General features: G+C 30.1%; 1 protein-coding gene. It reads left to right on the top strand.

From position 1 onward, the window contains the following. Positions 1 to 488 (top strand): hypothetical protein (locus tag IC221_RS29315; protein WP_223241539.1); only part of this gene is annotated, 488 nt, incomplete at both ends.

Raw genomic sequence — 488 nt, 5'->3', positions numbered from 1 at the left:
TTAAACAATGAAAATAATAGAAATTTGTCTGTTTCTGAAGATGGTACTTATCATTGTATTATAACAAACCCTGATTATCCTTCTCAAAATAATATTACAACTGGTAAATATACCATGATTAATGCAGGACCTTTCCTAAATGATTCTACGGCTATTGCAAATATTTACCTTCAAAACCTTAATAATTCTTTAAGTTGGGATCTAAATACACCAATCAGTACTTGGGAAGGAGTTACTCATTCAGGAAACCCATTAGAAAGAATTACAGGGCTAGTAATTAACAATAAAAACATCACTATTTTACCCACTTCCATTAATCAATTAGATGCATTGGAAGTGTTACAAATCCAAGAAAACAATCTTACTTTTGAAGAAATAGAAAAAATTACTCAAACACCTCCTGCTTCTTTCAACTATAGTCCACAAAATAAAATTGGTAAATCGCAAATTATAGAACACTCTGGAAATCCTATTGTTATTTCATTGCC

It is taken from the genome of Flammeovirga sp. EKP202, assembly GCF_014534745.1.
In the GTDB taxonomy this organism is placed as follows: Bacteria; Bacteroidota; Bacteroidia; order Cytophagales; family Flammeovirgaceae; genus Flammeovirga.
The sequence above is the reverse complement of the archived record's forward strand: the minus strand, read 5'-3'. Positions and strand labels throughout refer to the sequence as shown.